Consider the following 7,019-nt stretch of genomic DNA (forward strand, 5'->3'; position numbering starts at 1 on the left):
AAGCAGGAGTGGAAGGAGCAGGCCCGGCGCGCCAAGGACGAGAGCCGTCGCGCCCGCGAGGAGGCGCAGCAGGCCCGGCGCCAGGCCCAGGAGGCGCAGTCGCGGGCCAATGCCCGGGCCCAGGAGGAGATGCGCCGTCTCGCGGGCCGGGTCCAGGAGCGGGTGCAGGACCACTTCACCCGCGGCGACTGGCCGACCGGGGTCCGCGAGGGGCTGGCCGAACTGGCGCGGGAGTTCGGCAACTTCGGCGACTTCGGCAAGGAGGACAGCCGGCGGACCGGCACGGCGGGCACCGGGAGCGCCAAGGCCGAGCCGGGCCCGGAGTACTCCGAGACCCCGCCGGACTTCCCGATGGAGTACCAGCCGGCCTGGACCCACGAACCCCCGACCGGCGACCCCGCCCGAGACCTGGACCGTCTGCTGGACCGCTTCCGGGACGACGTCAGGGACGCGGCCCGCGACCACGGCGTCACCGAGGCACAGTTCCAGGACGTCCGCCGCCATCTGTCGACGGCAGCTGCCCATATCGGGGCGATACTCCACGGCCCGAAGGTCTGAGCCCTCGACAGGGGGCTCGGGTCAGCCCGCCTGGGCGGTCCCCTCGCCGTACAGGACCCGACGCAGCGACTCCTGGGTCACGCCGTGGTCGGCGAGCACCTCGGCGGGGACTCCGGGCCGCACGGTGAGGGCGAGCAGGAGGTGCTCGTCGCCGATGCGCCGGTCGCGTCGGCCGACGGCGGCGCGCAGCGCCCCCTCCAGCACCTCCTTGGCGTCCTGCTCGAAGGTCCGGCGGCCCGGCCGGCCGCCCGTGTCACGGCGGTCGCCGGACAGGGCACCGGTGCCGTGGGCCTCCTCGACCCTGGAGACGATCTCCGTGACGTCGATCCCGAGGCCGGCGAGTGCGTCCGCGTCCGCGCGGGTCAGGCCCGCCCGGCGCCGCGCCTCCGCCAGCGCCTCGCGCAGGGAGTCCTTGCGTCCGGCGAGGCCGAGCGCGGCGAAGGCGAAGGAGGCCCGGCTGCCCTCGCGGTCGAGGAGGGCGAGCAGCAGATGTTGGGCGCCGATGGACCGCACGCCCGCCCGTTCCGCGTGCGCGACCGCGCCCTGGACGACCTCACGGGCGTCCTTGGTGAAGCGTTCGAACATCACTGCCTCCCGTATTTCTTGTGCACGGCCTGCCTGCTGACACCCAGCTCGGCGGCGATCTCCTGCCACGACCAGCCCTGATTGCGCGCCCCGCGCACCTGCACCGCCTCCAGCTGCTCCAGCAGCCTGCGCAGTGCGGCCACGGCCCGCAGCCCGACCCGCGGATCGCGGTCACCGGCCCGCTGGGCGAGATCCGTTGCATCCGTCATGATGTCAACCTAGGTTGACATCGCCCGAGGTGTCAACCCAAGTTGACAAGGACGTGCGCGAAAAGGCGGGCCCGGCGCCCGGACCCGCCCGCTCCGCCGAGGAGTTCAGGAGTTGCTCAGCACGATCTTCCCGAAGTGCTCGCCGGACTCCAGCCGTTCGAAGCCCTCGCGGGCGCGGTCCAGCGGGAGGATCTCGTCGATGACGGGACGTACCCCGGTCGTGGCGCAGAAGGCGAGCAGGTCCTCCAGCTCGTCCTTGGTGCCCATGGTGGAGCCGACGACCTTGAGTTCGAGGAAGAAGATCCGGGTCAGCTCGGCGTGCGAGGGGCGGTCGCCGCTGGTGGCGCCGGAGATCACGACGGTACCGCCGGGGCGCAGGGACTTGATGGAGTGCGACCAGGTCGCGGCGCCCACGGTCTCGATGACGGCGTCCACCCGCTGGGGCAGCCGCGCCCCCGGCTCCACGGCCTCGACGGCACCCAGTTCCAGCGCCCGCTTCCGCTTGGCCTCGTCCCGGCTGGTGGCGAAGACCCGCAGCCCGGCGGCCCGGCCGAGCACGATGGCGGCCGTGGCGACGCCCCCGCCGGCGCCCTGGACCAGCACCGAGTCACCGGGCCGCACCCCGGCGTTGGTGAACAGCATCCGGTACGCGGTCAGCCAGGCGGTGGGCAGACAGGCGGCCTCGGCGAAGGAGAGTTCCTTCGGCTTGGGCAGCACGTTCCAGGTGGGGACGGCGACCTGTTCGGCGAAGGTGCCCTGGTAGCGCTCGGTGAGGATGGAGCGGGGCTCGCGGGGGCCGACCCCGTGGCCGCTCTGGCCGATGACGGAGTGCAGGACGACCTCGTTGCCGTCCTCGTCGATCCCGGCGGCATCACAGCCGAGGATCATCGGCAGCCGGTCCTCGGGGAGTCCGACACCCCGCAGGGACCAGAGGTCGTGGTGGTTGAGGGAGGCGGCACGGACGTCGACGGTGCTCCAGCCCGGCCGGGCCTCGGGGGCCGGACGCTCCCCCAACTCCAGGCCGGAGAGCGGCTGGTCACGGTCGATCCGGGCGGCATAGGCGGCGAACATGCCGTCGACGATAGATTCCGCCCCGCCCCGAAGGAACCGCCCGACGGTGTGACACACACCCTCTTGCGCGAGGCCACCCACCGGGTCCGGCAGGGCGAGTCCACGGGACGCACGAACGGCCCCGCCCCCTCAAAGGGGCGAGGCCGTTCCCGGCGAACGCTCGCGCGCAGGCGTCAGCGGCGGGCGACGCCCTCCGCGCGGGCCGCGGCCGCGACGGCGGCCGTGACCGCGGGGGCGACCCGCTCGTCGAACGGGGAGGGGATCACGTAGTCGGCGGAGAGGTCGTCGCCGACGACGGCGGCGAGCGCCTCGGCGGCGGCGATCTTCATGCCCTCGGTGATCCGGGAGGCCCGCACCTGGAGCGCCCCGGCGAAGATGCCGGGGAAGGCGAGCACGTTGTTGATCTGGTTCGGGAAGTCCGAACGCCCGGTGGCGACGACGGCCGCGTACTTGTGCGCGACCTCCGGGTGCACCTCGGGGTTCGGGTTGGCCATGGCGAAGACGAAGGCGCCCTTCGCCATGGAGGCGACCGCCTCCTCGGAGACCGTGCCGCCGGAGACACCGATGAACACGTCGGCGCCGGCCAGCGCGTCCTCCAGCGTGCCGGTGAGCTTGGCCTTGTTGGTGAAAGAGGCCAGCTCCCGCTTGACGTCGGTCAGATCGGTCCGGTCGGCGGAGACGACGCCCTTGCGGTCGGCGACCGCCACGTCCCCGATGCCGGCCTCGATCAGCATCCGGGCGATGGCGACCCCGGCCGCCCCGGCCCCGGAGATGACGACGCGGAGCTGCCCGATCTCGCGCCCGCTGAGCCGGGCCGCGTTGCGCAGCGCCGCCAGCGTGACGACGGCGGTGCCGTGCTGGTCGTCGTGGAAGACCGGGATGTCCAGCCGCTCCTGCAGGCGCCGCTCGATCTCGAAGCAGCGCGGCGCGGAGATGTCCTCCAGGTTCACCCCGCCGAAGGAGGGGGCGAGCCGGACGACGGTCTCCACGATCTCGTCGACTCCGGTGCAGTCGAGGGCGATCGGCACCGCGTCGACCCCGCCGAACTGCTTGAACAGGATCGCCTTGCCCTCCATCACGGGGAGGGACGCCTCGGGACCGATGTCCCCGAGACCGAGCACGGCCGTGCCGTCGGTGACGACGGCGACGACCGAGGACTTCCAGGTGTAGTCGTTGACCAGCTCCGGCGTTTCCGCGATCGCGGTGCACACGCGCGCGACGCCGGGGGTGTACGCGAGGGAAAGGTCTTCCGTGTCCCGGATCGGCACGGTGGCCCGCACGGCCATCTTGCCGCCGCGGTGCAGCGCGAACGCGGGGTCGAAGGAGTCCAGGGGCTCGGCCCCGCCCTCCGGTCCGGCACCGCTGTCGCTGCGAGGATTGACGATCTCCGCTGCCACTTTGTCTTACCCCTTAGGTATGCATGGTTGAGGGTCGACCACTCCGGGTGAGGAGTGGGCGGGCACCGCGCACGGCTCGATTGACGGATACGTACGAGCACATACGCGACGGGCGCGCCGCACACGCGCCCTGAGCCCCGGATGAGGGGTGTAAAGAACCTTCATACCGGACGGACGGGCGGACCACGAGTCCATTAGGCGCAAGGTCACATGTCGCCCCGGAATGCCGCCCGGCCCTCCCACGCCTCCGCGCACCCCTCGCGCAGAGGGCCGGCGGGCGCACCTCAGAGGAACCTCAACCGCCCCGCGAATCCCCTCAATCACCGCACACCGGCCGTCCGGATCGTGAGACCCCCTGCGGATCTTCCGGTGTGAACAGCGTATTTCCGCAGATCATCCGGTGCGAATGGCGGGCGGATGTACCGACCTGATGCGGTTCCCGGTCACCCGTTATCCGATTTTGACATTGTGACGCCCCTGAATGGCGTAGTCCGAATGGCAGGATGCCGTAAACCCACGAGGTCGCGGCACCCGAAGGTGTGTGTTCTCGTCGACCCCGTCGGTACGTCTTCTCTTCCCATCCGCCGGAGGAACCACGATGACCGCAAGCTCCACCCGTCGTACGACCGCACGGTCCCGGATCGCAGCGGCCGGTGCGATCGCGGTCGCAGGCACCCTGCTCCTCACCGGCTGCGGTGACCAGACCAAGGGCAAGGACTCCGGCAGCGCCTCCTCCACCGCGCCCCTCGCCGACCTGCTCCCCTCCGACATACGGGACAAGGGCGAGATCAAGGTCGGTTCCGACATCCACTACGCCCCGGTCGAGTTCAAGGACTCCTCCGGCAAGGTCGTCGGCATCGACCCGGACCTCGCCACCGCCCTCGGCGACCAGCTCGGCGTGAAGTTCAGCTTCGAGGACGGCACGTTCGACGGACTGCTCACCGGTCTGCGTTCCGGCCGGTTCAACATGGCCATGTCCGCCATGACGGACAACAAGAACCGCCAGGAGGGCGTCGACCCCGACACGGGCAAGAAGGTCGGCGAGGGCGTCGACTTCGTCGACTACCTGACGGCCGGCGTCTCCATCTACACGCGCAAGGGCGAGACCAAGGGCATCACCGACTGGTCGGACCTGTGCGGCAAGAAGCTCGCCGTCCAGCGCGGCACGGTCTCCGAGGACCTGGCCAAGCAGGAGACCAAGAAGTGTCCGGCCGGCAAGAAGATCAGCATCGAGCCGTTCGACGACGACCAGCAGTCCCAGACCCGGCTGCGCTCCGGCGGTGTGGACGCCGCCTCCTCCGACTTCCCGGTCGCCGCCTACGCGGTGAAGACCTCCGGCGGCGGCAAGGACTTCGAGGTCGTGGGCGACCAGGTCGAGGCGGCCCCGTACGGCATCGCGGTCGCCAAGAAGGACACGCAGTTGCGTGACGCCTTGAAGGCCGCGCTGAACGCGATCATCAAGAACGGCGAGTACGCGAAGATCCTCCAGAAGTGGGGCGCGCAGGACGGCGCCGTCAAGGAAGCCGCGATCAACAGCGGCAAGTGATCCGCGGAACCTCAGCGGCCACCGAGAGGCAATACCTGTGACTGACATCGAGAAGACGGCCGGGGACAAGAGCGCTCCCCCGGCCGCGCCGGAGGCCATCAAGGCCATCCCGGTCAAGCACTACGGGCGCTACGTGTCCGCCGTCATCGCCATCGCGCTGCTCGCGGCGATCGTGTACGCCTTCAGCCAGGGCAAGATCAACTGGCACGCGATCCCGGACTACTTCTTCGACGACCGCATCCTGACCGGCGTCGGCAAGACCCTGCTGCTGACGGTCCTGTCGATGGTGATCGGCATCGTGGGCGGCATCGTCCTCGCGGTGATGCGGCTGTCGAAGAACCCGGTGACCTCGTCGATCGCCTGGTTCTACATCTGGTTCTTCCGCGGCACCCCGGTGCTGGTGCAGTTGTTCCTGTGGTTCAACCTGGGACTCGTCTTCGAGTACATCAACCTGGGCCCGATCTACAAGAACTACTGGTCGGACTTCATGACGCCGCTGCTGACGGCGCTGCTCGGCCTCGGCCTCAACGAGGCCGCGTACATGGCGGAGATCTGCCGCGCCGGTCTGCTCGCGGTGGACGAGGGCCAGACCGAGGCGTCCCACGCGCTGGGCATGAGCCACGCCAAGACGCTGCGCCGGGTCGTGATCCCGCAGGCGATGCGCGTGATCGTGCCGCCCACGGGCAACGAAGTGATCAACATGCTGAAGACGACCTCGCTCGTGGCGGCCGTCCAGTATCCCGAACTCTTCCGCTACGCCCAGGACATCGGCCAGAACTCCGGTGCCCCGGTGGAGATGTACTTCCTCGCCGCCGCCTGGTACCTGATCATGACCTCGATCCTGAGCGTCGGCCAGTACTACATCGAGCGCTACTACGCCCGAGGCTCCAGCCGACAACTGCCTGCCACTCCCTGGCAGAAGGTGAAGGCGAACATGTTCTCCCTGGGCCGGCCTCGAGGATCGGTGGGGGCATGAGCGACAAGCTGAGCAAGAACGACACCCCGCCGAAGGCGGTCGTGCCGATGGTGAAGTCGGAGGGTGTGCACAAGTCCTTCGGCACGGTGGAGGTCCTCAAGGGCATCGACCTGGAGGTGAAGCCGGGTGAGGTGTTCTGCCTCATCGGCCCCTCCGGCTCCGGCAAGTCGACATTCCTGAGGTGCATCAACCACCTGGAGAAGGTCAACGCCGGCCGCCTGTACGTCGACGGCGAGCTGGTCGGCTACCGCCAGAAGGGCGACAAGCTGTACGAGCTGCGGGACAGCGAGGTCGCGCTGAAGCGCCGGGACATCGGCATGGTCTTCCAGCGCTTCAACCTCTTCCCGCACATGACGGCCGCGGAGAACGTCGCCGAGGCACCCGTGCAGGTCAAGGGCGTCTCCAAGCGGGCGGCGCAGGAGCAGGCGATGCAGCTCCTGGAGCGGGTGGGTCTCGGCGACAAGGCGGGCAACTACCCCTCGCAGCTCTCCGGCGGCCAGCAGCAGCGCGTGGCGATCGCCCGGGCCCTCGCCATGGAGCCCAAGCTGATGCTCTTCGACGAGCCCACGTCGGCGCTCGACCCGGAGCTGGTCGGTGACGTCCTCGACGTCATGCGCGACCTCGCCGAGTCGGGCATGACGATGGTCGTCGTCACCCACGAGATGGGCTTCGCCCGC

At 70.0% G+C, this 7,019-nt stretch carries 7 protein-coding genes and 1 pseudogene; 4 read left to right on the top strand and 4 right to left on the bottom strand.

Features of this window, described 5'->3' with window-relative positions; all coding sequences use genetic code 11:
* A pseudogene (locus GT030_RS30195) lies at positions 1 to 558 on the top strand (PadR family transcriptional regulator); the annotation flags it as partial.
* Positions 559 to 579: 21 nt separating this feature from the next.
* On the opposite strand, the gene GT030_RS30200 reads toward GT030_RS30195, so the two are convergent.
* The 4 genes from GT030_RS30200 to GT030_RS30215 all read right to left on the bottom strand — a co-directional run bounded on the left by GT030_RS30200 (position 580) and on the right by GT030_RS30215 (position 3,820).
* Positions 580 to 1,143, bottom strand: a complete 564-nt coding sequence (locus tag GT030_RS30200) for a Clp protease N-terminal domain-containing protein (protein WP_161203812.1) — start codon at positions 1,141 to 1,143, stop codon at positions 580 to 582.
* Positions 1,143 to 1,352, bottom strand: a complete 210-nt coding sequence (locus tag GT030_RS30205) for an HTH domain-containing protein (protein ID WP_030807538.1) — start codon at positions 1,350 to 1,352, stop codon at positions 1,143 to 1,145. Before GT030_RS30205 ends, GT030_RS30200 begins: the two co-directional genes overlap by 1 nt.
* 105 nt (positions 1,353 to 1,457) lie before the next feature.
* Entirely contained in the window at positions 1,458 to 2,423 is a 966-nt protein-coding gene (locus tag GT030_RS30210) for a quinone oxidoreductase (protein WP_030807535.1), read from the bottom strand.
* Positions 2,424 to 2,596: 173 nt separating this feature from the next.
* Positions 2,597 to 3,820, bottom strand: a complete 1,224-nt coding sequence (locus GT030_RS30215; protein WP_130332249.1) for an NADP-dependent malic enzyme — start codon at positions 3,818 to 3,820, stop codon at positions 2,597 to 2,599.
* Positions 3,821 to 4,418: 598 nt separating this feature from the next.
* Here GT030_RS30215 and GT030_RS30220 point away from each other — a divergent pair.
* The 3 genes from GT030_RS30220 to GT030_RS30230 form a co-directional block, all read left to right on the top strand.
* A complete protein-coding gene (locus tag GT030_RS30220; RefSeq protein WP_161203813.1) occupies positions 4,419 to 5,366 on the top strand; it encodes an ABC transporter substrate-binding protein in 948 nt (315 codons plus the stop codon).
* Between the two features lie 37 nt (positions 5,367 to 5,403).
* Positions 5,404 to 6,342: an amino acid ABC transporter permease gene (locus tag GT030_RS30225; RefSeq protein ID WP_161203814.1), complete on the top strand. Its 939-nt coding sequence runs from the start codon at positions 5,404 to 5,406 to the stop codon at positions 6,340 to 6,342.
* A partial coding sequence (locus GT030_RS30230) for an amino acid ABC transporter ATP-binding protein (RefSeq protein WP_161203815.1) occupies positions 6,339 to 7,019 on the top strand: 681 nt, incomplete at its 3' end. The genes GT030_RS30225 and GT030_RS30230, both read left to right, overlap by 4 nt.

Source organism: Streptomyces sp. SID1328 (assembly GCF_009865595.1).
In the GTDB taxonomy this organism is placed as follows: domain Bacteria; phylum Actinomycetota; class Actinomycetes; order Streptomycetales; family Streptomycetaceae; genus Streptomyces; species Streptomyces griseoluteus.

Excerpts from the sequence above, each read along its gene's own strand:
- GT030_RS30200 (WP_161203812.1), bottom strand. The coding sequence starts at position 1,143 with ATGTTCGAACGCTTCACCAAGGACGCCCGTGAGGTCGTCCAGGGCGCG.
- GT030_RS30210 (WP_030807535.1), bottom strand. The coding sequence starts at position 2,423 with ATGTTCGCCGCCTATGCCGCCCGGATCGACCGTGACCAGCCGCTCTCC.
- GT030_RS30205 (WP_030807538.1), bottom strand. The coding sequence starts at position 1,352 with ATGACGGATGCAACGGATCTCGCCCAGCGGGCCGGTGACCGCGATCCG.
- GT030_RS30220 (WP_161203813.1), top strand. The coding sequence starts at position 4,419 with ATGACCGCAAGCTCCACCCGTCGTACGACCGCACGGTCCCGGATCGCA.